The sequence below is a fragment of the Fibrella rubiginis genome (assembly GCF_017353185.1).
Lineage (GTDB): Bacteria > Bacteroidota > Bacteroidia > Cytophagales > Spirosomataceae > Fibrella > Fibrella rubiginis.
Map to the genome: position 1 here is coordinate 282,861 of NZ_JAFMYV010000005.1, position 24,531 is coordinate 307,391.

The window sequence follows — 24,531 nt, forward strand, 5'->3', positions numbered from 1 at the left end:
ATATATCCAATTCAGGATAAGGCGTAGGGTTGCGTCCCGAAATTCTAAGCCAAAGGCGATTTTAAGGATTTAACGCATTGATTTACGATTTTTGCCGAAGCCCGTCTGGCGGAGCGTTGCTCTGCCGTTAGCAGCAAATAGCGTTTATACAGCGGAGCAACGCTCCGCCAGACGAGTGTCAGCAAAAATCGTACATCGTAAGTCGTAAATCTTTACTTTCTTGTTTATTGAACCCGCCCGCCGCCGCGAACCGCCTCATCTCCGAACCGGCTGGATCGAAATTATTTGCGGCTCCATGTTTTCGGGGAAGACCGAAGAACTCATCCGGCGACTGAACCGCGCCCGTATTGCCAAACTCAAAGTAGGCATTGTGAAACCGAGCCTCGACACCCGCTACGACATTAATGACATCGTGTCGCACAACGCCTCGGTGATTCCCTCGACTCCCGTTTCCAATGCTGCCGACATCCTGGCATTAGTAGCCGACTGTGAGGTGGTGGGCATCGACGAAGCCCAATTTTTCGATGGTGCCATTGTGGAGGTTTGCCAGCAACTGGCCGACAGCGGCAAACGCGTGATTGTGGCTGGCCTCGACATGGATTTTTCGGGCAAACCCTTCGGCTGTATCCCACAACTCATGGCCATAGCCGAGTTCGTGACTAAAGTTCACGCTATCTGTGTGGTCTGCGGTGATGTGGCCCATTACTCCTACCGCCTTGTGCCCTCGCAGGAGCGCGTTCTCCTGGGCGAAACCGACTCTTACGAAGCCCGCTGCCGCCGCTGCTTTAACCTCGGCCCCGACGCGGTGCACCGGGAGTGGGTATATGAATAATTTACGAATTACGACTTACGATGTACGATTTGGGCTGACGCCAGCCTGCTCCTGCGTCAGCCCAAATCGTACATCGTAAGTCGTAATTCGTAAATTATTCATACACCCACTCTACCTTCATTCCCTCTCGTTCCATTTTGCGGAAGAAGGTCATCTGGCGTTTGGCGAACTGATGAATGGCGGTTTCCAACTGCGTAACCAGTTCATGGTAGGTTAGTTGGCCTTGCAGGTGTTCGGTGACAAATTTGTATTCAAGGCCATAAAAAATCAGTTTTTCGGGCGAAATTCCCTGATCCAGCAGACGCTGCACTTCCTCAATCAGGCCGTGTTGCAGGCGGTTGCGGAGGCGGCGGCTGATGCGTTCGCGGCGAATGGCTACGGGCGGGTCGAGGCCAATGACACGGTAGGGGGGGAGGGCAGGTCTTGGTGCCGGTTGAGCATCGGGGTGGTGCGTCAGGTAGGTGCCAATCTCGATAGCACGGATCAGCCGCTTACGCGTTGACGTATCCGCAACGGAAGAATAGGCCGACGGTGTCTGATCAAAACGCTGTCGTAGCTCATTGTCTGTCAGCGGGTCAAGTTCTACGCGGAGTTCGGCATTGGTGGGTACGGCGAGCAGGGCCGTGGGGCGCAGAGCCGCTTCGATATACATTCCCGATCCACCACACAGAATAGGCGTTTTCCCACGACGCAATATGTCTTCTACTGCCCGGTCGAAATCCTGCTGGTAGCGAAACACGTTGTAGTCATCGCCTGCGTCGACAATGTCGATGAGATGGTAGGAAATAGCCTGACCGTCAATAACATAATCCGCCAGGTCTTTGCCAGTACCGATGTCCATGCCCCGGTACACCTGCCGCGAATCGGCGCTAATGATTTCGCCGTTGTGCTGCTGTGCCAACTGCACCGCGAGGCGTGTTTTGCCACTGGCCGTAGGTCCGATGATGACGAGCATGGGTTGGGTATCTTTTAAATTACTACTGCAAAGATGAGGCATGACAACGCTGAGCGATAGGATCAATGGTTGACTGGCCATTTTCGCTAACTTGGGCAACGGCCGGTACGCGGGGTATCGGACAGTATACAATGCCTTGCCCTTTATGGAAACTGCAACATCAACGCCCGTTTTGAACCTGCCCAAAGGCATTCCAATTAAACTCCAGTTCGACACGCCCGAGGCCGCCCGGCTGCACCGCAAGCAGATGCTCACGGTGGCATTTCGGCTATTTGCCAAATTTGGGTATGACGAAGGCGTGGCGGGCCATATCACCGTCCGCGACCCGGAGCATACCGACCATTTTTGGGTGAACCCCTTTGGCATCGATTTCGGCAGCATTAACCTTACCGACCTCATCTGCGTCAACCACCGGGGTGACGTTGTGGAAGGCAACTATTCGGTGAACCGGGCCGCGTTTGCCATCCATTCCCAGATTCACGCTGCCCGCCCCGACGTGATAGCCGCCGCCCACGCGCACTCCATGTACGGAAAAGCCTATTCCACGCTGGGCCGGAAACTGCCACCCAGTACGCAGGACGCCTGTGCCTTTTACGACGACCACGGTCTGTTTACGGAATATGGCGGGGTGGTAGGCGAGGTGGAAGAAGGGCAGCGTATCGCCTTAGCCCTGGGCCAGCGCAAGGCATGTATTTTGCAAAATCACGGCCTGCTCACTGTGGGAGGCACCGTAGAAGAGGCCGCCTGGTGGTTTATCACGATGGACCGCAGTTGTCAGGCGCAACTCATTGCCGAGGCCACGGGCCATCCGGTCATTGCCATCGACCACGAAACGGCCCTGCTCACCCGCGGGCAGGTGGGCTTCCCCATGGCGGGCTATTTTCAGTTTCAACCCCTCCTCCAGCGCATCCTCCGCGAAACGCCGGACTTGTTGAATTAACCTGCTGGTTTTTCAAATGACCTATACCCTCGATTGGCTGTTGACCAAACACACGGCTGATGAGCCGCTAAAGTACCTGCTGTTTTGGGGACATCGACCCGAAAAAGATGGTAGCGTAGGCAAAGGTTGTCTCAGCCAATGGTGGCCATCGGCGTTTATAGTTGATGGAACTACGTATGCCTCTGCTGAGCACTGGATGATGGCCGAAAAAGCCCGCCTCTTTAATGATGAAGAGACGCGGGCTAAAATTCTGACCTCTAAAACACCCGGCGAAGCCAAAAAGCTGGGTCGTGAGGTACGCAATTTCGTGCCCGAAACGTGGCAGAAGACCTGTTTTGACCTTGTCGTTGTGGGCAACTATCATAAATTTAGTCAGCATCCCGCCGAGCAAACGTATCTGCTGCAAACCGGAAACCGTGTTTTAGTCGAAGCCAGCCCCGTTGATCTGATTTGGGGTATTGGTTTGACTCAAGATGACCCTGCTGCGCTGGACCCTACCCGCTGGCAAGGCACTAACCTGTTGGGCTTCGCACTTATGGTGGTGCGAGACCGGCTGCGGGCTTGACATACACATGATGAATGGCCCAACCTTTTCGCCCTTTTTTCGTGTTGTGATTCAGACTGCCTTACAACAGCGGTCCGGGACATGAAAATTGGTATCGTTTGTTACCCCACCTTCGGGGGCAGTGGCGTGGTTGCCACCGAGTTAGGTAAGGCACTGGCTAAAAATGGGCATCAGGTGCATTTTATTACCTATCAGCAACCCCCCCGCCTCGATTTCTTTAACGAAAACGTCTTCTACCACGAGGTCAATATTCCGTCCTATCCGCTGTTTCAGTATGCCCCCTATGAGTCGGCGCTGACAAGCGCGATGGTCAACGTGGTGCTGAACGAGAACGTCGATCTGCTGCACGTTCACTACGCCATTCCGCACGCTTCGGCGGCATATATGGCCAAGATGGTGCTGAAAACGCGGGGTCGCTACACACCCGTGGTCACTACGCTGCACGGCACCGACGTGACGCTGGTGGGCAAAGACGCCTCCTACGAACCCGTAGTCACGTTCAGCATTAACGAGTCGGATGGGGTAACGGCGGTGTCGGAAAATCTGCGGACGGAGACCTACGAACATTTCAAGATCAACCGCGAGATTGAGGTTATTCCCAACTTCATCGACTTGTCGCGGTTTCAGCGGCAGCAGAAAGACCATTTTAAAACGGCCATTTGTCCCAATGGCGAAAAGCTGGTGGTACATACCTCTAACTTCCGCCGGGTGAAGCGTATAGACGACGCCGTGATGACGTTTTACCACCTCCGCGAAACCGTACCCGTAAAGCTATTACTGGTGGGTGATGGTCCCGAACGTGCTCGTATTCAGGCGCTTTGCCGCGAGTTGGGTATCATGGACGATGTTCGTTTTCTGGGTAAGCTCGATGCCGTAGAAGAAGTACTTTCAGTGGCTGATCTGTTTCTGATGCCGTCGGAGAATGAAAGTTTCGGTTTGGCGGCACTGGAAGCAATGGCCTGTGAAGTACCCGTTATTTCGTCAAATGCCGGGGGCCTGCCCGAACTGAATATCAACGGCGTGACGGGTTTCCTGAGCAACGTCGGTGATGTGGCCGACATGGTAAAAAATGCCCGCTACGTTCTCGACGATGACCAGTTGCCTACGTTTAAAGCCAACGCGCTGGAACGGGCCAAACAATTTGAGCTTTCCAAGATTCTGCCTTTGTATGAAGCGCATTACGAGCGTGTATTAAAAAATGTACAATGAATAATGAACAATGTACATTAATTCAAAACTATGAACCCAAACATCCCTATTACAGACCGGAAGCGCGTAGTGATTGTGGGCGCGGGTTTTGGCGGCCTTACACTGGCCCGCGATTTAGCCCACCGGTCTGAGTTTCAGGTGGTCCTGGTGAATAAATACAATTACCACGAATTTCAGCCGCTCTATTATCAGGTAGCCACTGCCGGGCTGGAAGCCAACTCGATTCTGTTTCCCCTGCGGGCAGCCCTCGGCGACAACCACAATGTGCACATCCGCATTACGTGCATGAAGGGCATCCGTCCCGCCGACAAGGCTATCGATACCGAGATAGGGCCTATTACCTACGATTTCCTGGTGTTGGCCATGGGGGCCGATACCAACTTTTTCGGGCAGCAAAATATCATCGACCGCGCCCTGCCCATGAAATCGGTGCAGGAAGCGATTGCACTCAGAAACAGATTGTTGCAAAATTTCGAGGAAGCTCTGAGCGTGGAAACCGAAGACGAACTCGACGGCCTGATGGACGTGGTGGTGGTAGGCGGTGGGCCCACGGGCGTAGAACTCTGCGGTACCCTGGCCGAGATGCGCAAGACCGTGTTGCCGCGTGATTACCCCGAACTCGATTTTAAAGGAATGGATATCCACCTGATCGAATCGGGGGGTGAGGTATTGGGGCCAATGTCGAAACAGTCACAGGAGCATTCGCTGGCTTATCTGAAAGAGTTGGGTGTAGATGTGCGGCTGAACACCCGCGTGAAAGATTTCGACGGAAAAACGGTGTTCATGAACGACGGCACGACTATCCGCACCAACAACCTGATCTGGGCGGCGGGTGTGAAAGCCAATACCCCCACGGGCATTCCCGCCGAAGCCATTGGGCGCGGCGGGCGGCTCATCGTGAACCGGTTCAATCAGGTGCAGGGTTTCACCGACATTTTTGCCGTGGGTGATCTGGCCACGATGGCCGAAGGCGACGCCTGGCCTAACGGACACCCACAGGTAGCGCAACCTGCCATTCAGCAGGGTAAATTGTTGTCGAAAAACCTGACGCTGCTGATACGAGGGGGGCAGATGAGGCCCTTTGTCTACAATGATCTGGGCTCAATGGCTACCATTGGACGAGGCCTGGCCGTGGTCGATTTGTCATTCATCAAGTTTCAGGGCTTCTTTGCATGGCTTACCTGGTTGTTCGTGCACCTGATGGCTATTTTGGGGGTGAAAAACCGGCTTCTTATTTTCATCAACTGGATGTGGAATTACCTAACATACAATCAATCTTTGCGGTTAATCATTAAACCTAAGCTGCCCAAAGCTCCATTGGACGTTCCAAAGGAACGATTAAACGATTCGGTGGAAGTTGCCAGATCAGGGGCGATTTAGTCAATTTGGTTGACTGTCTGGAACAGACAAAAGATGAAATAGGTTAATATTGCCAACTACTAATTACTCGATTGTATGCAAGTTGAAGAATACAAAGCGGTTCATTCAAGACCCAAAAACAACGGAACCAAGCAACTTTTCGACAACCCAATTCTCGAAGCGCTTTCACGTACCCATATCTCGGTTCCTATCACGATGTGGCTGACTTTATCGGCCTTCCTGGCGTGGTACGCATTTACCTACACCAATATGAGTGCGGGGCGTATTGGCGGTCTGTTTGCCATCGGCTTGTTTGTGTTCACCATTTTCGAATACGTGCTTCACCGTTACCTATACCATTTGGCCCCAACTACTCCTGAGCGGGCCAAGATTCAGTACACGTTTCATGGCGTTCACCACGAGTATCCGAAAGACAAAACCCGGCTTGCTATGCCCCCGGCACTGGCCATCATTGTGGCGGGCTTCTTTTTCGGCTTGTTTTTTCTGATGATGGGCGAAGCTGCCTATGCCTTCTTCCCCGGCTTCATGGTAGGCTACACGGGCTACCTGGCGGTCCACTTTATTGTGCATGCCTACGCCCCGCCTAAAAACATGTTTAAGCAGCTTTGGATTAACCACAGCATTCACCACTACAAAAACCCCGACAGCAACTACGGCGTTTCCTCGCCCATGTGGGACTACATTTTCGGGTCGTTCCAGAAGTAGGCTATAAGAAGTAAGAGGTGAGAAGCAAGAGACAAGATTGAACTCATCGTCAGCAGATCCAATCTTGTCTCTCACTTCTCACTTCTTTCTTCTTAGAAGGTACACGGCATTGAGGTCATCCTGATACACCCGCTCGTAGCGCCCAACGCGAGCGGGTGTTTCTTTAGGTATGCAATAAGAAAAGTCGCGCCCATAGTCGCTGATAACGGCTACGGCACCGTCGGCCTCTGCCAGCCCGAAGAACTGCCCAACGGTCAGGCGGCCCCCATACGATTTCTGGTTGAGCAGGTGGTAGTAGGTCAGGCCGTGAATTCGGTAATGCTCATGCTGGTTGTAAAAGAAATCGAGTGGCGCAATCACCCGGGCACCAGGCTGCTGAATGTAGGCCGCCAGTTGGGCGTTTTTCTGGACGATATTGGGCTGCGCCATGTTCGACTGAATGGTTACCACGGCTTTGTAGGCACCTGCCAGCAAGTACACGCCCAGCAATAAACCCAGGCCGTAGGATCGCCAGCGAACCATAACCGGTGCCGTTTTAGCCGTTGACCAACTTGCCACGCACTGGGTGACCCAGACGCACATGAAAGGCAGAAAAATGAGGTAATAATAGTCGGTGTTGCTTTTGGTAATGAGCGCAAAAGCCAGCAACAGCAACAAAAGATACCGACCCGTTTTGGCCGACTCGGATGTGACAATAGTCTGTTTCGGCAGGGTATATTGTCCGGGCCAATAGGTCAGTCCAACAACGCCAATAACCAGCGCCGACAGGCTTGTTTCTTCCTCGCTGTGGAACAGAAGTTCGTGTAGTTTGCTGGATATCAGTAGCTTGTCGGAAATGGTTGATACGCGGCTGATTGTGCTGATATTGCTGAATTGATCCCAAAGACCGGCTAACTGGTTGGCAAACAGGGCATCGGCCAGGTAGAAACTGCTAACCAGTGCGGCAACAAAACCGAAGCCGAAAACAGTAGGCCAGGGTGTTGCGGTGGCAGACTGAGGCGTGTTGGCGGGCGAGTTGGCCGGCCGGTGGTTATTCCACAGCAACCAGCCCAGCCCGGCCAGCACGAAGCATAATCCATTGAGGTGAGTGAGCACCGACAGCCCGGCCAGTAAGGCTGCAACCAGAAGCCGTCCGCGGTTTAAGAACGAAAAGGACAAAAAGCCCAGCGCGGCATACATCGATTCGGGGCGGTAAACGAACGTGTATTCAATCAGCATGCCGTTGGCTACGTAGAGCAGCAGGGCCAGCGAGATCCATTTGTCACGTAAACCTAACCAGCGCAGATGCCACCAGATAGCCAACCCGCCTACCAACGTCCAGAAGGCCCCAATGGCTTTACCAATGGGCGGCGAAAAGCCCAGCCAGCCCTGCACCAGCGCCCCCAGCGCGACAAAAAGTTTGTGGAAGACGAAAAGCTGTTGTTCACTGCCGTCCATGCCCCTGAAAAATTCGGAGTGTACGTGGCCATCCTGCACCAGCCAGTAGGCCTGCTCTGCACACCAGGCTTCGTCGAAATGTTGGGTTCGGTGGTAGGCCGTAGCAAGCAGCAATACCAGAAAAAGCCAAAATAAACGATTCATTCGTTGAGTAGTTGAGCCGGAGCTTAGTCCTTTAACGACATTTTAGCGGTCAGGCAGATACAAACTGTTCCAACGGTCCTGATATACGCGATGATACCTGCCGATGTGGTTGAGCGAATCGAGTAAAGGACGGGTATCTGATAGGGGGGCGGTGGCGCCTTTGCCATCGTAGGTAATGACGGCGGCAAAACCTTCGCGCCTGGCCATGGAGAATAGTTGCTCGTTGGTTAGTCCGGTCCCCTGGTGGAGGGGGGCAAAAAAGCCACCCAGGTGGCGGTCGATGCACCGGATTTTATAATGGCCAATTTGCTCATAAAAAAAGTCAACAGGAGCCAGCACTTCGCTGCCGGGTTGGCCAATAAGTGCGGCCATTTGCGCGTTCAATGCCGTCACCTGGGGTATGGTCAGGTTGTTATAAAGTAGCAGGCTACCCCGGTATAGCCCCGCCAGCAAATACGTTCCCAGCAAAGTTTGCCAAAGCCAACTGGCACGTTTGGGTTGCCACGCCGCCAGCTGTAGCGCCACAAACGCACACACAAACGGCACAAACTGCAGACCATACTGGATGGCGCTGCTACGACTGGCCGCGAGGTGAGCGATAACCAACAGCACCAGATAACGAGCTACCGGCTGTGAGGGAGTGCTTTCGGGGCGGGGTTGGCGGGTTAGCCAGTGTGCACCAACAGCCAACAGTCCTATTTCGAGGATTAGCCGTACCGGTTTCAGGGCCTGAAAGGTCGCTTTCAGCTTGTCGCTAAGGCTGTTGATGTGCAACAGGGCCGGTTCGTTGCGCCACTGCATCAGCAGCGCAGCCCAGCCGTCGGCCAGCCATACATCGAGGAGATAAAAGCTGGAGACCACACCAGCGATAAATCCGAAACCAACGGCCCAACCAGGCTTTCGGTACCACAGCAGCCAGCCGAACCCCGCCAGCGCAAAGCACAGACCATTGAGGTGAGTAAGCGTGGCCAGCCCGGCCAGCACACCCGCCCAGGCCCAGCGGTGGGTGGTCAGCAGCCAGAACGAGGCAAACCCAAAGGCCACGCACATAGGCTCGGGGCGATAAACAAAAGAGAACTCAATGACCAGACCATTGGCCACATACAACGCCATGCCCAGCCAAATGTGCTGACTATCCTGCCGTTGCTGCCGGAGGTATCCCCATAACAGCAAACCCAGCAGCCCGGCCCACAATCCGCTGAACGCTTTGCCCGCTACCAGCGAAAAACCAAACACCTTCTGCCAGCCCGCGCTGAGGTAGATGAAGAGTTTATGGTAGATGAACAGCTGCTCTTCCCAACCGTTCAGGCCGCAAAAAAGCTCAGACCGTACGCGCCCGTCCTGCACCAGCCAGTAGGCTTGTTCGGCCAGCCAGGCCTCATCGAAATGATGGGTGCGGTGATAGAACGTGGCCAGCAGCAGGACCAAAAAAGCCCAGAAAAGGGCCTTCATTTCAGCAGTTCGCGGATTTGCACTACCAGTTTGTCGAACTGATCGGGCAGCAGGGCCTCCTTTCTGTTGAGCTTGCCGGCAGGCGTGAAGATTCGGGCGGGGTTAGGGTCATACAGGTTAAGCAGCGATGTTGCCTGTATCGTCTGGGCTTCGCTGAGGCGCACGTGCTCACCACGCAGGCGGTTGCGCACGATAAACTCCAGCCACAGGTCGTCATCCGTGTTGTTGGTAGAAACAAACAAAAGGGTTAGGTCGCGGGGGCTGAAAATGTCATTAAGCCGTTGAACATCCTGCGCCAATTGCACTGTAGGCCCACTTTCCGGCGACCAGATCACCGTATACACCACCCGCCCCCGGTTGCGGTCAAGTACTTTCTGTACCAGATCAGCCCCGTTGTCGAATGAAGCGGCGGTAACAATGATGCCGTCGTCGACGGGACCAGTGGCGCGTTTTTTGTCCAGGGCGAGGTAAGCCGTGCGGGCCAACCGAACGCGGGCCGTGTCGCGCAGGGCCAGGGCCAGCACGTCGTTGAACGACTGACTGAGGTGCTGCCCCGCCAGTTGGGGGCGGATGTGCTGACCCAGCAGCCTGACAACATCCAGGGTGAGCTGGGGTATTTCCGTAGCCAGGGTATAGCCTTTCAGGTAATTAACGGCCGTGCTGTCGAACAGGCTACGGGCCGCCGCGAGTGTATTTTCGTAAGCAATTACTTTGCCCAGCGTGTCGGGGTTGCGCTCCATGAGTTTGGAAAAATAGCGCAGGTCGGCCTGACGGGCGGTGTTGCTTTGTTCAAAACCCGCCAGTCGTTCGCGGTCAGCGGGGGTAAGGTCTTTACCATAGCGGAGCAGCAACCCGGCTATGGTACGTACTTTGATGTTGCGCCCGGCCAGCGACGAATTTTGGGCAACGGCAGTCACGGCATACGTACCAAACCGCCCAAGGGCCGTGGCGCGGGCGGGGGTCATGAGGTTGTCGGCACCTGAGAAAAGGCCCGTCTGACCCAGGCTACCTATTTTCTGGCCTGTTTCGTTGGCTTTGTCGAGCACATACGCCGCCGCATCGTAGCGGGCATTGGCCTGCACCCAGGTATTTACCAGTGGAAACACAGTGTGCGTTGCTGAAAACGATGACAATGGGCTACTAAACAACGCGTTAAGGGTGGTAAAAGCATCAGACAGTGAGCCACCCAGTGCTCTCTGAATTGCTTTCTGGCGAGCCGTTGCCGCCTTACCGGCCTGCTGTTCGGCTTCGTAGGCTTTGTATTGCGCAAACTGCTGATTGACCTGCGCGTTGACCCCGCCAAACTGAAACGGCACCGCCGCCACATACAGCGAATCATTATCAATGTTGATCGTTACCGACCCCGCCGTAGCCAGGAAAGCCGTGGCCGCGTTGCCCACCTGAAACTGCATTTCTTCGAGTGGGTAAATAATGGGCACTGCCACCCGAAACCGCCCGTCGGTTTGTAGCGGTGCCGAAAACAACTGGTCAACGCCCCCGCGCAGGATGTTGGTGCGGCTCACCGCAATGTTGGGTGACTGCCGATACAGGCGCGCCGACAGCCGCTGCACCTGCCCGGACACAATCACCGAATCGACCGCCGTTTGGGCGTGAGAAATCCCCGCCAAAGTCAGGCAAAACAGACCAACCAGAATAAACCGCATGTTCATAGGGAGGTAAATTAGGCAAAAAAACTGCCTCCTACTTTGTAGCTGCTGGTCAAGATGATATATCTTGACCAGCAGCTACGTGACCGAATGGGTTTGAGCGAAGGCGAAAGTGGGGAGGAGAAAAACCGTAAGTAAGAAGCGTGCGGCAGAAAGCATAAGGCAGGAAGTTGGCCTGCTAAAATAGTGGTGAAACGCCCGGTTGGCACGAAAAATTAGCAATATAAGCTCGCTTCGCGCTACTTTATTCCACAGCCCTCGCCCATTCCACAGGTAAATCAGCACCCGCTATGCGTCAGGCGGCAAACTGTAGTTTACTTGAACAAACTGCTCGCTAAAGCCCAACGTTAGATACAGCCCCTTGCCCATAGCCGATGCCTGGAGCACTGCATAAGTGAACCCTTCCGCCATTGCCTGGTTGAGTACCGTTATCATCGTTTGGCGAGCCAGCCCTTTAGCCCTCATCGTCGGGATAATCCCCACACTATGAATGCCAATGATAGACCCGTTGGTATGGTGAAGAGCGCACGTCCCAATGGGTGTATTATTCAGATAAACCAGGAAGAACGCTGTCGTTGGATAGGTCGGCAGAAGTAGGTCGGCGGTAATTCGATAGCCAAAAGCTTGACTAAACAACGCCTCCCACTCAACGGCCATTGCTTTGGTTCTAACGGTCTCTAAACGAATGGGTTGCGTTTGTTTCAGGGGGTGGTGCAGGTCCATACCCATACCTGCCTGCTCTGATATTCTCTTGAAACCGGCACGCTCTAACAGACTCTGCGACCCGCTATTGTAGATGTCCCAATAAGGAACGATCAGCTTCACAGATGCGGCTTTTACTTGCTCCAAGGCCAGCTTCACCTGCGCCTCGTTATGATCACCGCGAAACCATAGTCGGTTGGGCCACTCGGCGTTATTGACCATACAGATGTCGAACTCCGGAGTTGACAAGTATGCGTTTACTGACTGGCCCACTGTCTGCCAGAGCGATGTCAGGTTCGCTATGTTCTCCTGGATCATGGTCGGTCTTACGATTTATTAATGAGAAATAAGTCTAACAGCAACGCCCCTACACCCCATGCTTTTTTGGCATTGATTGGCTGAACGGACAAATCGAACCAGCCAAAATATCCCGCCAAAACCGAGAAAAGAAGTTGACCGCTCAGGCCTAAAGGCAGCATAGTGGCAATTCCCAATTTGGGTACAGTACAATGGTAAAGCTCAATGCCTGCCATGCTACATATGCCGCCTGCAAACCATAAATAATGGGGCACGGCTTTCAACTGATGTAGCGTTGGGACGTTTTTAACACTCAATAGCACCACTAGGGTACCAACAACCGCGCTGCTAAGAAAAGCAGACAACGAAGCCAAGAGGGAGTGTTTGAGAAGAACGCCCAACAGGGTATTCAAACCAGCCTGAAGGGCCAGAAAAACGCCTCCCACAAAAGCGAGCACAGACAAGGTTACTTGATTCATGCCCAAACTTAAACGAGAGCCTAACCAACGGCATTTACATATGTTAAGTGGGCAAAAATTAGATAAGATTTAGCCCTTTACGAATGCGACTTAGCTGCGTCGGCGTGATACCGAGGTATGAAGCAATGTGTAGCTGAAGTACCTGCTTCTCCAGATCAGGGTAATCGTCAAGGAATGTAAGATACCGCTCGGTAGCGGTTTGAGTGGCGAAGGCTAACTGCCGCTTCTCGTTGTTGATGACCCAGTTTCTTTCTAAATAAGCAATATAGAAATTCGTCAGATCGCTGTTTTCGCAGATGAGCTGTTTGTACTGACGATAATCAACCACCAGTATGATGCTCTCGACTATTGCCTGTAAACCGAAGGCCGACGGAGAAGCCTGAAGCAGCGACACAGTCGAACCGGCAAAGTTACCGGCTATGAAAAAGTTTTTGATGTGAGCCGCTCCTTGTTGATTGATCAGCAGCGACGCCAGTATGCCCTCGCAGACGAAGTAAAAATTACGGGCTGTTTGGCCGGTTTGCACCAAAAAATTCCCTCTCGGCACCGATTGACACCGCAGTAGAGCGAGGAGTTTAGCGAACGATGCGTCGGTAACGACCGAATAGCTGTCGATCGTTCGCCGAAATTGGTTGCTATAAGCTTCTGGTACAACTTTCATCGAAGTATCGTGTCATACTACGTTCGTCGAAATACCGTGGTATCGTTCTGGTTCGGTGTAGTCGCGGCGGAGGGGGTGGCCGGTCCAGTCGGTGGGGAGCAGAATACGGCGCAGGTCGGGGTGGCCCACAAACCGGATGCCGACCAGATCAAATGCCTCGCGCTCATGCCAGTCGGCGGTACGCCAGATGGCCGTTAGGCTAGGTACATCGGGCAACGCTATCTCACTAATATTTTCTAAATCAACTGGTTGGATTATTTGTACAGGTCGCGCAACGGTCAATTTTAGCATAAGGTCGTGACCGTATGGAATGGATGTCAGGTTATAAATTACTTCCATCGTTCCCGTTTCTACCCCGTTATCAATCGCCGTGACGCAGGCCAGCAAATCGAAGAAAAGGCGGTCGTCGTTGCGCAAAAACTGACAAAGTGCCACCAGTTCCCCAGCCTCCACCGTCAGGTACGGCTGAAAGTTCGCTTCAACAGGCGTTACTGTAAAGCGCTGGGCAAGGAGGTCGGTGATTTGGGAGAAAGTCATTACAGTAGGCAGTATGCAGTGGCAGTGGGCAGCTATAGTTCCATTTTCACCAGTGCATTGCCGCGCAGCACGGGCACCACGTCGTAGAGATCGTGTTGCAGGCAGTAGGCAATGTCTTTTTGAATGCCCAGGCGTTGCAGGCGGCGGATGTGCGAGGCGGCAGCGAGGTAGCTAATGAGGTTCTCCTTGCCGTCGCAATAGAGGCGGTGGGCCATCAGGACGCTGTCTTCCATCATCGAATACTCGTCTTTAAGGCGGTCGGCGAGGGCACCGGCAAAGAGCGTGTCTTCCAGGTTTACCCGCCCTTTCCAGCCCGCGCACAGCACCAGCACGTCATACGACTGCCCGCGCAGGTAATTGGCAATGGCGTCCAGGTTCAGAAACGACCCCACCAGCACTTTCACCGCCGACCGCGATTTGGTAATAGCCAGGGTGCCGTTGGTAGTGGTCATGGCAATGTCGGCGCCATCCAGCCGCTCATCCATGTAGCTAAACGGTGAGTTGTCAAGGTCAAACCCTTCCACGGTGCGCGCATTGCGCTCAGCCGCAGCCAGGTAACCCCGTTCCTGCAGGTTGCGGCACTCCTCGACGGTGGCCACGGGAATGATGCTCCCCACGCCATAGGCAAAGGCCGTAACCATGCAGGATGTAGCCCGGAACACGTCGGCCACCACCACAATCGTGTTGTCTACGTCGTGAAGGTGCAGTAAATCCGGGGTCAAACAAACGTCAATGTGTTTCATAGAAGAGAAGGAGAAAAGGAGGAGGGAGGAAAGCAGGAAGGGGCTTCGCCTTGGTCTTCTGGTACAGCGCGAAGCCTCTTCCTGCTCTCCTCCCTCCTCCTTTCTGCCTATTTTTTAATAAAGGGTATTTTAGTCACCTCGGCTTTCAACAGTTTATCGCGCACCTTCACGAAAATATCGGTACCGGGTTTGCTTAATTCGGTGGGTACGTACCCCATACCGATGCCCTTGCCCAGCGTGGGCGATTGGGTACCCGATGTTACCTCGCCGACTGCGGTGCCGTCGGCAGTGCAGAGTTCGTAATGACTGCGCGGAATACCCCGGTCTATCATACTGAAACCGACCAGCTTACGCGTCAGCCCTGCTTCTTTTTGCGCTTTCAGGGCGGCAGCATTAATAAAGTCGTGACTACCCGCAGCCGTAGTAAACTTGGTTACCCAGCCCAGCCCGGCTTCCAGCGGTGAGGTCTCGTCGGTGATATCGTTGCCGTAGAGGCAATAACCCGATTCCAAACGGAGCGTATCACGGGCACCGAGACCTATTGGCTTGATGCCGAAGGGTTTGCCAGCTTCCATAATGGCATTCCAGACGGCTTCGGCCTGATGATTCGACACGTAGATCTCGAACCCACCCGCGCCCGTATAGCCCGTTGCCGACACAATCACGTTGGCCATACCCGCAAAATCGGTCTTCTCGAAAGTATAGTAACTCATCGAATCAAGCAGGGCGTTGGTCAATGGTTGTAAGGCTTTGGCGGCCAGCGGCCCCTGTACGGCAAACAGGCACATGTCGTCAGACACGTTCACCATCTCGACATCGAACTCTGAAGCATATTGACTGATCCAGTTCCAGTCTTTCTCAATGTTTGAGGCGTTAACCACGAGCATATATTCGATCTCCGAAATCCGGTACACCAGCAGGTCGTCGACCACACCGCCCTGGTCATTGGGGAGGTAGGAATACTGCACCCGCCCGTCATAAAGTGCGGTAGCATCGTTGGCCGAGACTTTCAGAATAAGGTCGAGTGCACCGGGGCCTTTGAGGACAAACTCGCCCATGTGCGAGACGTCGAAGATGCCCACGGCATTGCGAACGGTGTTATGTTCGTCGAGATCGGAGGAGTAGCGAACGGGCATTTCGTAGCCCGCAAAAGGAACAATCTTGGCCCCCAACGCCCGGTGGACAGCCTCAAGGGGAACGTGTTTCAGCGACATGTTGACGAGTTAATAAGCCGCAAAAATACGTCCTTTCGGCTACACCCGTTGATCAGAAGAAAATTTGCCGTTCATAGCTGTCGAACGAGTGGTGTAGTGGGGATGGCACAGACACACAACACTGTTGCTTACAGACCGACCCTATGAATCGGCTTGTTACTCAAGGCCTAGCCCGTCTATTAACAATACTCTATTCTAATTGAAACGACACCGGCAGTCTATATCTGGTCCTCACTGGCTCACCCCGCTGAACGCCAGGTTTCCAGTTAGGCATCCTTTTTGCCACTCGCAATGCCTCCTCATCAATAGAGGGATGTACGCCTTTAAGAATCTCGTAATCGCAGAGTGAACCATCGGTGCAGACGGTAAAGGACAGGAATACCTTACCAGAAACATTTTTTCTTTGTGCGTCGGCAGGGTAGCGTATGTTCCGGCCCAGAAAGGCATATAATCCCGAAACACCCCCGGCGAATTCAGGCATTGTCATGGCTTCATCATAGGCCAGGGTTTTACCATTCAGTAAAGCTTTGCCGCCCTTGCATCCGCCTTTTTCGTACTGCTCTTCGTAGCTATATGACCCGTCGGCATAGCGCCCTTTCCAGATGCCTTGTTTCAATCCATCAGCATAAGCTCCTTCTTCAACGAACGTCGTTTTGTGGCTTGAATCACGCCGGGATGCAGCCTCATAGTGGAGTAGCCGGTAACCGTTTCCACGGGTCACTTCTGCTTTACCCGTACTGTCCCAGGCACTGACCAACAGATTGTAAGACGTGTAGTCGGCGGGCTTGTCTTTTTTTTGGGTCATAATGCTTCGCAACTGTCCGTCAGGATACCAATCTACTATCGGTTCGTTATTGCCGAACGTCGTGATACGCCGTACCATGCCGTTACTGGCGTATAATATTTCGCGGCCATTTTGCCGGTCTGCGGGCATCACGCTGAGCACCTTGCCTGTGGCATCAAGTGTGTAGATCAGGCCAAGCCAGTCGCTCGTTGGCTGCTTGTGGCCAACCTGATAGGTGGGTTTATCAGCTGATTTGGTGGGTTTGATCTCATTACGCACCAACGGAAAGCGGCTGGCTTCTTTACCCTTCACCCCCCTGTCCATTTCGTAGAAAATGACATCACCATTGGGCATTCCCGTCAGGGTATCAATAGGGGTTAACTGTACATAACGGGCTGTTGCCGGATCACTCACCGAAGCAAATTTGATGTCGTAATAAGCCATCAACATGCCATCTTTAAAGGGCGTAGGTTCGTTGGCCCGAAAAGCAACGGGATACGTTACGCTTTGCCGAACGGGCTGTCCGCCTTTGATGGCAGGCTTCCAGGCATTAAACAGGCCCATAGCCCGCAGAGCCTCCCGGTCACAGTCGGGACGCAACCCGCGGACGATCTGCACCTCAGATACCCGACCGCTGGGTTCCACAATCGCTTTTACGTAGACCTTACCCATTATGTTGGCCACCTGCGCCATAAAAGGCTTTTGTACGTTCGCCTTCAAAAATGTCTCCAGCATGGGGTAGCCACCACGCGGTACGGCCACTGAATCAACGTTGACCGCCTCATAGACAGGTGCCTGTGCATGAGCATATTGGCCGAGAACAAGCAGAAGAAACAAGCTGCTCAGCCCAACAAAGCGCTGACTGGAAAACATGGTGAGGTAGTAAGTTGTGTACTATCAAATATAATCTAAAACATAAAACGCATAACAAAAATGGGCTGACACCTTAGCGCCAGCCCATTCTCAATTTCTTACTTCTTGTCTCTCACTTCGTGCCTCTCTACCGCTCCCCCATCGCTTTAAAATCGCGGAGGGTGGAGCCGGTATAGATCTGTCGGGGGCGACCAATGGGTTCTTTCTGCTCGCGCATTTCTTTCCACTGTGCAATCCAGCCCGGCAACCGGCCAATGGCAAACATCACCGTAAACATATTGGTCGGAATGCCCAAGGCGCGGTAGATAATGCCCGAATAAAAATCGACGTTGGGGTACAGCTTGCGCTGCACAAAATAAGGGTCGTTCAGGGCGGCTTCTTCCAGGCCTTTGGCAATTTCCAGCACCGGGTCGTTCACGCCGAGTTTGCTCAGCACGTCGTCGGCGGCTTTTTTGATGATCCGGGCGCGGGGGTCGAAATTCTTGTACACACGGTGGCCGAAACCAAACAGGCGGAAACCCGTGGTCTTGGCGTTTTTGGCCATGTCGATGTATTTCGCCACGTCGCCGCCCCCTTCCTTGATTTCTTCCAGCATCTCGATCACCTCCTGATTGGCACCACCATGCAGTGGTCCCCACAGGGCATTGACTCCGGCGGCAATGGATGAATAAATATTGGCCTGCGACGAACCCACCAGCCGGACTGTGCTAGTTGAGCAGTTTTGTTCGTGGTCGGCGTGGAGGATTAGCAGCACGTTCAGCGCCTGCGCCACTACGGGGTCTACTTTATAATCTTCTACCGGCAACGCGAACATCATGTTCAGGAAATTCGCGATGTAGTCGAGTTCATTCTTCGGGTAGTTGATCGGGTGGCCCTGCGACCGTTTATACGACCAGGTGGCTATGGTGGGCAGTTTGGCCATCAACCGGGTAATGTGCAGGTCGGTGTTTTGGTTGCCTTCGTACGAGTCAGGATAAAACGCGCTCATGGCGTTCACCAATGAACCCAGCACACACATCGGGTGGGCGTTGACGGGGAAGCCATCAAAGATCTTCCGCATGTCTTCGTTCACCAGCGTATGCCGACGGATACCCGTGGCAAAGGCGTCGTATTGAATCTGTGTGGGCAGTTCGCCATAGATAAGCAGGTAGGCTACTTCCAGAAAAGAGGCCTTTTCGGCCAGTTCTTCAATAGAATACCCCCTGTAACGTAGAATGCCTTCTTCACCGTCGAGAAACGTAATGGCACTTTGGGTGGCACCGGTATTCTTGTACCCCCGGTCGAGGGTAACGTAACCCGATTGGTCACGGAGATTAGAAATGTCTACGGCTTTTTCGTGTTCAGAGCCTTCCAGGGTAGGAAAACTGTACGATTTGCCGTCAACGATTAGTTCAGCATTGCTTGCCATACGTGCGTGCGGGGAAGAATTTCAGCGTTAACAGGTTGTGCGCCCGTGTTTCAGAGCAGCGGGCGAAATTAGTACCAAAACGATTCGAAAGCCCCGCGCTTTCGCCGAAAAGTTCAAGTGCAGGGCGGTTCGTTCATACAACACCGAAAGGTGGGAGCCAGTTTTAAAGAGTGAAAGATAGAAAGATAGAAAGAGTGCTTTTATCGGCGTATGGCCAGTTAGTGTCAACTATACGCCGATAAAAGCACTCTTTCTATCTTTCTATCTTTGCCCATGGTTCGCGTAAAAATCTGTTGCATCTCCAGCCCCGACGAAGCCCACATGGCTATTCGCTATGGTGCGTCGGCACTGGGGTTGGTTGGCCCCATGCCAAGCGGCCCCGGCGTTATTACCGACGAAGAAATTGCGGCCATTGCCAAAACGGTACCGCCCCCCGTCGCCACGTTTCTGCTCACCAGCGAAACCGACGCCGACGCCATCATTGCCCATCAACGGCGGGTAAACACCAACACGGTTCAGATCGTAGATGCTTTACAATCAGGCGAATATGCGCAGATCAGGGCTGCGTTGCCTGGTATTCGGCTGGTGCAGGTGATCCATGTTATTGACGAAAAATCGGTGGCCGAAGCCTTGCAAATCGCCCCGAACGTCGATGCGCTGTTGCTTGATAGCGGCAATCCGAATTTGGCGGTGAAAGAGTTGGGCGGCACGGGACGTGTACACAATTGGGTACTCAGCCGCCAGATCCGCGAGCAGTCGCCCGTGCCAGTTTTCCTGGCCGGCGGCCTCCGCCCCGACAACGTCCGGCAGGCCATCGACGCCGTTCAACCCTTTGGCCTCGATCTGTGCAGCGGCGTCCGCACCAACGGGAAACTAGATGAGGAGAAGCTGAAGGCGTTTATGAAGGAGGCTTTAATGTACAATGAATAATGTACAATGTACAATGGCTGACGCACCCCTATTACTGACGCGAAGCCATTGTACATTATCCATTGTACATTATTCATTGTACATTAAAGCCTCCCTCACCCTTACCAGCCGTTCCAAAAGGGCCTCCAGTTGGTCCAGGGGCAACATGTTGGCTCCGTCTGACTTGGCTTCGGCGGGGTTGGGGTGTGTTTCGATAAAGAGGCCGTCGGCACCGACGGCAATGGCGGCTTTGGCGATGGTGGCGATCAGGGCTGGTTTGCCGCCCGTTACGCCCGACGACTGGTTGGGCTGTTGCAGCGAGTGCGTACAGTCCATCACCACGGGCACGCCAAACGACTGCATCGCAGGAATGTTCCGGTAGTCGACCACCAGATCGCCATAGCCAAAGCTATTGCCCCGGTCGGTGAGGAAAACGACGGCGTCGGGGTTGGTAGCCTTTACTTTTTCGGCGGCAAACCGCATGCTCTCGCCCGACAAAAACTGCCCTTTTTTCACGTTAACGGCCTTCCCTGTCCTGGCGGCGGCTTCCAGCAACTCGGTCTGGCGGCACAAAAACGCCGGAATCTGGAGCACGTCCACGTGCGGGGCCGCTATAGCTGCCTCGTGTGATTCGTGGATGTCAGTTACAGTCGGAATATTAAAGGTGCGGCCTACTTCCTCCAGAATAGACAGGGCCAGTTCGTCGCCGATACCGGTGAATGAGTTAAGCTTGGTGCGGTTGGCTTTGCGGTATGAGCCCTTGAAAATGTAGGGAATCTGGAGGCGGTCGGTAATCGCGACGATGCGCTCGGCAATGCGTAGCGCCATGTCTCGACCTTCAATGGCGCAGGGGCCGGCCATCAGAAAAAAGAGGCCACTATCGGTATGTTTCAGTTTGGGAAGTTGCATGTAAATAATGGTCAGCAATATGAGCAGGCGAAGGTAATGGGTTGGCCGTTGCCGGAAGAGTAACCATATTACACTACTTTACAAATAGAGTAATTGGATGATTGGTCCAGGCTACCTCTTTTATGTGTTTGTAACCTATTCATAAACAGTATGTTATCGTGACTATTTCGGGTTCGGTGAACGCTGTCGGACTGAAAAAATTGTTTGGCAATCAGCGGGTAAAGTGTTTTCTTTGCATCGTTTTTTAACAAAAAAGGACTACCAAAATGTCTCAGACTGACGAAAAAGTAAAGCAAATCATCGTTGACAAATTAGGCGTTGATCCGTCGGAAGTTACGCCGGAAGCAAGCTTTACCAATGACCTGGGTGCCGACTCGCTTGATACTGTTGAGTTGATCATGGAATTTGAAAAAGAATTCAACATCCAGATCCCCGACGACGAAGCCGAGCAAATCACGACCGTAGGTCAGGCTATCAAATACCTTGAAGCAAACGCTGGCAAGTAATGCCGTTTACCCGGTATTGGTGCTAACAGCCTGCTGCTCACACGAATACCGGGTAATTCGCCCTTCCTCTTTTCGCCGAAAACTTCTCTGTTCCCCACGTCAACTTGTTCGTGCCCCTCGCGTTACCCCGCTTTATCACGCAGCCTTTAGCTGACTGGTTTGGTCCTTCTAAAGAGAAAGACCGCCGGAAGCAACTGCGTCAGGCCATAACGCATATCATTGGCGAGAAACCAGGTAACCTGGGGCTGTACCAATTGTCGTTACGCCACACCTCGGCCTCAAAAGAAACCATCGTCAAAGGGTTTCGGGAGTCGAACGAACGGCTGGAATACCTGGGCGATGCCGTGCTGGGCATGGTCATTGCCGAATACCTCTTCAAAAAATACCCCTACAAAGACGAGGGTTTCCTGACCGAAATTCGGTCGCGCCTTGTGAACCGGGAGGCGCTCAACATTATTTCGCGGAAAATTGGCTTAGACAACCTGCTCGAATACGACGGGCAGCGTGGCCGCATGATGCCCGCCCGCACGTCGATGTACGGCGACGCCCTCGAAGCACTCGTCGGAGCAGTTTATCTGGACAAAGGGTTCAATTTTACGCGCCGTTTTATTCTACATAACCTCTTGACACACTACGATTTAGAGGCCATTGTGAATAACAATGTCAACTTCAAAAGTAAGCTCATCGAGTGGGCGCAACGCGAGGGCAAAGAACTCCGGTTCGATATTGTGCTGGAGCGAGGTACGAGCCAATTCCGTGAGTTTGTAGCGCAGGTGCTGGTCAACGAGCAGCCACTAGCCACCGGTACGGGCTACAGCAAGAAAAAAGCAGAGCAGTCGGCCGCCGAAAAAGCGTTTGAAACGCTGGGGCTGGATTAATCATTACAAGTCGTTAAGAAGGAGCCTTGTGCCGAAGTAGGAGTCTCAACGCTATCTTTATCTCCGAACACGTTTGAAAACATGGAAACGGCAGTCGAGCAGCGAGTGTATACGGTTGAAGAATACCTGACTTTTGAGGAGACAGCCGAACTCCGCCATGAATTTGTTGATGGGCATTTAGTTGATATGGCAGGAGAATCAATTGTTGCGAATATGATCGCCTTAAATCTGGCGGTGTTTTTTAAGGCCACGTTGCGTGGTCAACCCTATATTACCCTCACTCATGAGGTCAAATTGAAGGTCAACGAAAAACGCCGGTACCGCTATCCAGATTTAATGGTTGTGCCAGCTACGGCCCGCCGCGAAACGCACATGGTAACCGAAGCCGTGCTGGTGGCCGAAATTACGTCTGAGAGTACAATTGAGACTGATACGCACAGCAAGTTGCTGGAATACTCGTCGCTGCCGTCGGTACAATGCTACCTCATCATTGCACAGACCGAGCCGCTTGTTGAAGCCTATATCCGTCGGGGTGATGCGTGGGAATACAAACCCTTTCGCGCTGTGACCGACTCAGTTACCATTCCGGCACTGAACCTGACCCTCGCGCTGACGGACCTATACGAAGGTATTTTTCAGTAAACGTCACATACCTACCTGTGCAGAGCCAATGTGGAAACTGCCTGCGCAGACAAGGCCTGAGTTAGCCGCTTATTTAGCCATAGTACTACCGATACTTTTCTGATATTCAGCCGCTTCTGTAGCAACGTATCTATCTTGATTTCCCGGTTCTGATCGGTATAGTACCGAACGATGATTGGCCCTTTTTGCCGGATATAGTCTTCCACAACCCAGAAACCACCAGTGGGCATTGGCGGTGGCTGGCGAAGTCGGTTTATCAGCTTAGCAGCGTAGACGTCGGACCAGGTACCGGTGGTAGGTGGATCGGGGTCGATGATTTGTGCTTCCATGGCCCCGCTGAGCCAAAAGCTGATGCAGATAGTCAAGAACGTTTTCATGGTGGGTAGTGTGAATGGTGAGACTCATGGTGTGTATAGAGCGGAAAGCCGCTTTGACTAGTACAAACCTCGGCAGGCTGACCATTACAGCGCGTCCCATAAACGAGTGACGTAGAAACTACGCAGTAGGGGAGATATACGCGACAACAAAAAAGCCGTTTCCTGCATGGAAACGGCCCTTTTTTTAGTAAACCACAAGGCTTTGAGAACCTATAATGGTTGTTAGACTATACGTCTGCTTCGTCTTCGGCCTCGTCGTCGTCTTCGGCACCGGCAGGGTCGAGAAGGGCGTTTTGGTCGTCGGCGATCTTGGTGCGGATCTTGTTCTCCAGTTCGGCCATCAGTTCGGGGTTGTCCAGAATGAGGTCTTTCACGGCATCGCGACCCTGGGCCAGACGGCTGGTGCCATACGAGAACCATGAACCCGACTTCTTGATGATCTCCATCTCAACAGCGAGGTCAAGAATTTCACCTACTTTCGAGATACCCTGGCCGTACATGATGTCGAACTCGACCACTTTGAAGGGGGCAGCCATTTTGTTCTTTACCACTTTCACCTTGGCGCGGTTACCAATGATGTTGTCGGCACCTTCTTTGATCTGCCCAATACGGCGGATGTCGAGGCGAACCGAGGCGTAGAATTTCAGGGCGTTACCACCGGTGGTTGTTTCGGGATTACCAAACATCACGCCGATTTTTTCACGCAACTGGTTGATGAAAATGCAGCAGCAGTTGGTCTTGTTGATCGTGCCGGTCAGCTTCCGCAGGGCCTGCGACATCAAACGGGCCTGCAGACCCATTTTGCTCTCACCCATTTCGCCTTCGATCTCGGCCTTGGGCACAAGGGCGGCAACGGAGTCGATGACAATAATATCGATGGCACCTGAGCTGATGAGGTGCTCGGTGATTTCGAGGGCCTGCTCACCATTGTCTGGTTGGGCAATAAGCAGGTTGTTTATGTCGATGCCCAGTTTTTCGGCGTAGGTACGGTCGAAAGCGTGTTCGGCGTCGATAAAGGCAGCAAGGCCACCCGTTTTTTGTGCTTCGGCGATGCAGTGCATCGTGAGCGTGGTTTTACCTGACGATTCTGGTCCGTAGATTTCAACGACACGACCGCGGGGAAGGCCACCAATACCGAGGGCCAAATCAAGGCCGAGTGAGCCGGTCGAGATTACAGGAACGTCCATGACTTTGGTCTCGCTGAGCCGCATCACGGTGCCTTTACCAAAGGCTTTGTCTAGTTTTTCAATGGTGGTCTGAAGGGCTTTCAGCTTATTGTCATTAGCAGATGCTGTGGCCGTAGCCGAGTCCGATTTTGCCATGTTT

Annotated in this window: 25 protein-coding genes; 10 read left to right on the forward strand and 15 right to left on the reverse strand. The window is 53.3% G+C overall.

The window, feature by feature from the left end:
* Window positions 1-220: 220 nt before the first annotated feature.
* A complete protein-coding gene (locus J2I47_RS12290) occupies window positions 221-832 on the forward strand; it encodes a thymidine kinase (protein ID WP_207364869.1) in 612 nt (203 codons plus the stop codon).
* A 94-nt stretch (window positions 833-926) separates the two neighbouring features.
* Here J2I47_RS12290 and miaA read toward each other — a convergent pair whose 3' ends face one another.
* Window positions 927-1,787, reverse strand: a complete 861-nt coding sequence (miaA, locus tag J2I47_RS12295) for a tRNA (adenosine(37)-N6)-dimethylallyltransferase MiaA (protein ID WP_207364870.1) — start codon at window positions 1,785-1,787, stop codon at window positions 927-929.
* A gap of 145 nt (window positions 1,788-1,932) precedes the next feature.
* Here miaA and J2I47_RS12300 point away from each other — a divergent pair, with 145 nt between their 5' ends.
* From J2I47_RS12300 to J2I47_RS12320, 5 genes are all read left to right on the forward strand, one after another.
* The gene (locus tag J2I47_RS12300; RefSeq protein WP_207364871.1) at window positions 1,933-2,727 is read left to right on the forward strand and encodes a class II aldolase/adducin family protein; all 795 of its coding nucleotides are present in this window, start codon (window positions 1,933-1,935) and stop codon (window positions 2,725-2,727) included.
* 16 nt (window positions 2,728-2,743) lie between these two features.
* Window positions 2,744-3,292, forward strand: coding sequence for a riboflavin biosynthesis intermediates N-glycosidase (ybiA, locus tag J2I47_RS12305; protein ID WP_207364872.1), 549 nt, complete (start codon window positions 2,744-2,746; stop codon window positions 3,290-3,292).
* A gap of 81 nt (window positions 3,293-3,373) precedes the next feature.
* Entirely contained in the window at window positions 3,374-4,501 is a 1,128-nt protein-coding gene (gene bshA, locus J2I47_RS12310) for an N-acetyl-alpha-D-glucosaminyl L-malate synthase BshA (RefSeq protein WP_207364873.1), read from the forward strand.
* 30 nt (window positions 4,502-4,531) lie between these two features.
* A complete protein-coding gene (locus J2I47_RS12315) occupies window positions 4,532-5,881 on the forward strand; it encodes an NAD(P)/FAD-dependent oxidoreductase (protein ID WP_207364874.1) in 1,350 nt (449 codons plus the stop codon).
* A gap of 75 nt (window positions 5,882-5,956) precedes the next feature.
* Complete coding sequence (locus tag J2I47_RS12320; RefSeq protein ID WP_207364875.1) at window positions 5,957-6,586, forward strand: sterol desaturase family protein; 630 nt, start codon at window positions 5,957-5,959, stop codon at window positions 6,584-6,586.
* Between the two features lie 78 nt (window positions 6,587-6,664).
* Here J2I47_RS12320 and J2I47_RS12325 read toward each other — a convergent pair whose 3' ends face one another.
* The 11 genes from J2I47_RS12325 to J2I47_RS12375 form a co-directional block, all read right to left on the reverse strand.
* A complete protein-coding gene (locus J2I47_RS12325; protein ID WP_207364876.1) occupies window positions 6,665-8,167 on the reverse strand; it encodes a hypothetical protein in 1,503 nt (500 codons plus the stop codon).
* 42 nt (window positions 8,168-8,209) lie between these two features.
* Complete coding sequence (locus tag J2I47_RS12330) at window positions 8,210-9,619, reverse strand: glycosyltransferase family protein (RefSeq protein ID WP_207364877.1); 1,410 nt, start codon at window positions 9,617-9,619, stop codon at window positions 8,210-8,212.
* Window positions 9,616-11,289: a hypothetical protein gene (locus J2I47_RS12335; RefSeq protein ID WP_207364878.1), complete on the reverse strand. Its 1,674-nt coding sequence runs from the start codon at window positions 11,287-11,289 to the stop codon at window positions 9,616-9,618. The genes J2I47_RS12330 and J2I47_RS12335 overlap by 4 nt, the downstream gene beginning before the upstream one ends.
* Window positions 11,290-11,574: 285 nt before the next feature.
* Complete coding sequence (locus tag J2I47_RS12340; protein ID WP_207364879.1) at window positions 11,575-12,306, reverse strand: GNAT family N-acetyltransferase; 732 nt, start codon at window positions 12,304-12,306, stop codon at window positions 11,575-11,577.
* Window positions 12,307-12,314: 8 nt separating this feature from the next.
* A complete protein-coding gene (locus tag J2I47_RS12345) occupies window positions 12,315-12,764 on the reverse strand; it encodes a DMT family transporter (protein ID WP_207364880.1) in 450 nt (149 codons plus the stop codon).
* 58 nt (window positions 12,765-12,822) lie between these two features.
* The gene (locus tag J2I47_RS12350; RefSeq protein WP_207364881.1) at window positions 12,823-13,425 is read right to left on the reverse strand and encodes a Crp/Fnr family transcriptional regulator; all 603 of its coding nucleotides are present in this window, start codon (window positions 13,423-13,425) and stop codon (window positions 12,823-12,825) included.
* Between the two features lie 12 nt (window positions 13,426-13,437).
* The gene (locus J2I47_RS12355; RefSeq protein WP_207364882.1) at window positions 13,438-13,962 is read right to left on the reverse strand and encodes an NADH-quinone oxidoreductase subunit C; all 525 of its coding nucleotides are present in this window, start codon (window positions 13,960-13,962) and stop codon (window positions 13,438-13,440) included.
* Between the two features lie 32 nt (window positions 13,963-13,994).
* The gene (locus tag J2I47_RS12360; protein WP_207364883.1) at window positions 13,995-14,705 is read right to left on the reverse strand and encodes a 2-phosphosulfolactate phosphatase; all 711 of its coding nucleotides are present in this window, start codon (window positions 14,703-14,705) and stop codon (window positions 13,995-13,997) included.
* Window positions 14,706-14,812: 107 nt separating this feature from the next.
* Window positions 14,813-15,919 carry a glycine cleavage system aminomethyltransferase GcvT gene (gene gcvT / locus J2I47_RS12365; protein WP_207364884.1) on the reverse strand — a complete coding sequence of 369 codons (1,107 nt, stop codon included), beginning with the start codon at window positions 15,917-15,919 and terminating at the stop codon, window positions 14,813-14,815.
* A 190-nt stretch (window positions 15,920-16,109) separates the two neighbouring features.
* On the reverse strand, window positions 16,110-17,576 hold the full coding sequence (locus J2I47_RS12370) for a TonB family protein (protein ID WP_207364885.1): 1,467 nt from the start codon (window positions 17,574-17,576) through the stop codon (window positions 16,110-16,112).
* Window positions 17,577-17,703: 127 nt separating this feature from the next.
* Entirely contained in the window at window positions 17,704-18,984 is a 1,281-nt protein-coding gene (locus J2I47_RS12375) for a citrate synthase (protein WP_207364886.1), read from the reverse strand.
* 273 nt (window positions 18,985-19,257) lie between these two features.
* Here J2I47_RS12375 and J2I47_RS12380 point away from each other — a divergent pair, with 273 nt between their 5' ends.
* A complete protein-coding gene (locus J2I47_RS12380; RefSeq protein WP_207364887.1) occupies window positions 19,258-19,914 on the forward strand; it encodes a phosphoribosylanthranilate isomerase in 657 nt (218 codons plus the stop codon).
* A 69-nt stretch (window positions 19,915-19,983) separates the two neighbouring features.
* Here J2I47_RS12380 and kdsA read toward each other — a convergent pair whose 3' ends face one another.
* The gene (kdsA, locus tag J2I47_RS12385; RefSeq protein WP_207364888.1) at window positions 19,984-20,802 is read right to left on the reverse strand and encodes a 3-deoxy-8-phosphooctulonate synthase; all 819 of its coding nucleotides are present in this window, start codon (window positions 20,800-20,802) and stop codon (window positions 19,984-19,986) included.
* A 266-nt stretch (window positions 20,803-21,068) separates the two neighbouring features.
* Here kdsA and J2I47_RS12390 point away from each other — a divergent pair, with 266 nt between their 5' ends.
* The 3 genes from J2I47_RS12390 to J2I47_RS12400 all read left to right on the forward strand — a co-directional run bounded on the left by J2I47_RS12390 (window position 21,069) and on the right by J2I47_RS12400 (window position 22,828).
* On the forward strand, window positions 21,069-21,308 hold the full coding sequence (locus J2I47_RS12390; protein ID WP_207338510.1) for an acyl carrier protein: 240 nt from the start codon (window positions 21,069-21,071) through the stop codon (window positions 21,306-21,308).
* 110 nt (window positions 21,309-21,418) lie between these two features.
* On the forward strand, window positions 21,419-22,186 hold the full coding sequence (gene rnc / locus J2I47_RS12395) for a ribonuclease III (RefSeq protein WP_207364889.1): 768 nt from the start codon (window positions 21,419-21,421) through the stop codon (window positions 22,184-22,186).
* A gap of 81 nt (window positions 22,187-22,267) precedes the next feature.
* A complete protein-coding gene (locus tag J2I47_RS12400) occupies window positions 22,268-22,828 on the forward strand; it encodes a Uma2 family endonuclease (protein WP_207364890.1) in 561 nt (186 codons plus the stop codon).
* 11 nt (window positions 22,829-22,839) lie between these two features.
* On the opposite strand, the gene J2I47_RS12405 is transcribed toward J2I47_RS12400, so the two are convergent.
* Together J2I47_RS12405 and recA are read right to left on the reverse strand one after the other, a co-directional pair.
* Complete coding sequence (locus J2I47_RS12405; RefSeq protein ID WP_207364891.1) at window positions 22,840-23,205, reverse strand: hypothetical protein; 366 nt, start codon at window positions 23,203-23,205, stop codon at window positions 22,840-22,842.
* A 227-nt stretch (window positions 23,206-23,432) separates the two neighbouring features.
* Window positions 23,433-24,527: a recombinase RecA gene (recA, locus tag J2I47_RS12410; protein WP_207364892.1), complete on the reverse strand. Its 1,095-nt coding sequence runs from the start codon at window positions 24,525-24,527 to the stop codon at window positions 23,433-23,435.
* Window positions 24,528-24,531: the final 4 nt, after the last annotated feature.

Coding starts and splice junctions, on each gene's coding strand:
- J2I47_RS12380 (WP_207364887.1), top strand. CDS start 19,258: ATGGTTCGCGTAAAAATCTGTTGCATCTCCAGCCCCGACGAAGCCCAC.
- recA (WP_207364892.1), bottom strand. CDS start 24,527: ATGGCAAAATCGGACTCGGCTACGGCCACAGCATCTGCTAATGACAAT.
- bshA (WP_207364873.1), top strand. CDS start 3,374: ATGAAAATTGGTATCGTTTGTTACCCCACCTTCGGGGGCAGTGGCGTG.
- J2I47_RS12370 (WP_207364885.1), bottom strand. CDS start 17,576: ATGTTTTCCAGTCAGCGCTTTGTTGGGCTGAGCAGCTTGTTTCTTCTG.
- ybiA (WP_207364872.1), top strand. CDS start 2,744: ATGACCTATACCCTCGATTGGCTGTTGACCAAACACACGGCTGATGAG.
- J2I47_RS12325 (WP_207364876.1), bottom strand. CDS start 8,167: ATGAATCGTTTATTTTGGCTTTTTCTGGTATTGCTGCTTGCTACGGCC.
- J2I47_RS12350 (WP_207364881.1), bottom strand. CDS start 13,425: ATGAAAGTTGTACCAGAAGCTTATAGCAACCAATTTCGGCGAACGATC.
- J2I47_RS12340 (WP_207364879.1), bottom strand. CDS start 12,306: ATGATCCAGGAGAACATAGCGAACCTGACATCGCTCTGGCAGACAGTG.
- J2I47_RS12330 (WP_207364877.1), bottom strand. CDS start 9,619: ATGAAGGCCCTTTTCTGGGCTTTTTTGGTCCTGCTGCTGGCCACGTTC.
- gcvT (WP_207364884.1), bottom strand. CDS start 15,919: ATGTCGCTGAAACACGTTCCCCTTGAGGCTGTCCACCGGGCGTTGGGG.
- J2I47_RS12390 (WP_207338510.1), top strand. CDS start 21,069: ATGTCTCAGACTGACGAAAAAGTAAAGCAAATCATCGTTGACAAATTA.
- J2I47_RS12405 (WP_207364891.1), bottom strand. CDS start 23,205: ATGAAAACGTTCTTGACTATCTGCATCAGCTTTTGGCTCAGCGGGGCC.
- J2I47_RS12300 (WP_207364871.1), top strand. CDS start 1,933: ATGGAAACTGCAACATCAACGCCCGTTTTGAACCTGCCCAAAGGCATT.
- J2I47_RS12375 (WP_207364886.1), bottom strand. CDS start 18,984: ATGGCAAGCAATGCTGAACTAATCGTTGACGGCAAATCGTACAGTTTT.
- J2I47_RS12335 (WP_207364878.1), bottom strand. CDS start 11,289: ATGAACATGCGGTTTATTCTGGTTGGTCTGTTTTGCCTGACTTTGGCG.
- J2I47_RS12320 (WP_207364875.1), top strand. CDS start 5,957: ATGCAAGTTGAAGAATACAAAGCGGTTCATTCAAGACCCAAAAACAAC.
- J2I47_RS12400 (WP_207364890.1), top strand. CDS start 22,268: ATGGAAACGGCAGTCGAGCAGCGAGTGTATACGGTTGAAGAATACCTG.
- J2I47_RS12355 (WP_207364882.1), bottom strand. CDS start 13,962: ATGACTTTCTCCCAAATCACCGACCTCCTTGCCCAGCGCTTTACAGTA.
- J2I47_RS12345 (WP_207364880.1), bottom strand. CDS start 12,764: ATGAATCAAGTAACCTTGTCTGTGCTCGCTTTTGTGGGAGGCGTTTTT.
- kdsA (WP_207364888.1), bottom strand. CDS start 20,802: ATGCAACTTCCCAAACTGAAACATACCGATAGTGGCCTCTTTTTTCTG.
- J2I47_RS12360 (WP_207364883.1), bottom strand. CDS start 14,705: ATGAAACACATTGACGTTTGTTTGACCCCGGATTTACTGCACCTTCAC.
- J2I47_RS12315 (WP_207364874.1), top strand. CDS start 4,532: ATGAACCCAAACATCCCTATTACAGACCGGAAGCGCGTAGTGATTGTG.
- miaA (WP_207364870.1), bottom strand. CDS start 1,787: ATGCTCGTCATCATCGGACCTACGGCCAGTGGCAAAACACGCCTCGCG.